Origin of the sequence: Haloferax sp. Atlit-6N, assembly GCF_003383195.1 — an archaeon.
In the GTDB taxonomy this organism is placed as follows: domain Archaea; phylum Halobacteriota; class Halobacteria; order Halobacteriales; family Haloferacaceae; genus Haloferax; species Haloferax gibbonsii.
The window spans coordinates 1-475 of sequence record NZ_QEQJ01000270.1; the positions used below are offsets into that span (position 1 = coordinate 1).

The following is a 475-nucleotide window of genomic DNA, read 5'->3' on the forward strand; positions in this document are numbered from 1 at the left end:
TCGGTATCAGGAGCTCGCTGAGCCATTGGGTTTAGATCGGGTCCCCGGCGAGTCCGTACTGTCGCGAACGTGGCGCAAACGCTTCGACGACGGTGTCCGCGAGTTTGTTCGGATTGCCGCCCACTTCGTTGTCAAAGAGATCCACGACCGTGATATCTCAGCTCCTAGTGTTCGACCGAAATCTGAGGTTGTCGACGAAGAAAACCGGACCACCGAGGACGACGAGGCATCTGGTCGAGAGTTCACTGACGAGCAAATCTACCGGACTACCCGACTCGCTCGGGACCACGGCTTTGGCGGGTTCGACTCTGGCCGCGCTGCTAATGCTACGTATGAGGATACGCAGTTCTTCGAGTTACAGACCTTCATGGGGATGGTTGGCTGTGGGACACCACAGGGTGCAACCCGGTTCCAGTACCGACACGGGGCGGACGGTAGTCCACACGGCGATACACATCTCAGAGCGGTCAAGCAA

1 pseudogene is annotated in these 475 nt (G+C 58.1%); it reads left to right on the forward strand.

The window, feature by feature from the left end:
- A pseudogene (locus DEQ92_RS24310) lies at positions 1-475 on the forward strand (transposase); the annotation flags it as partial.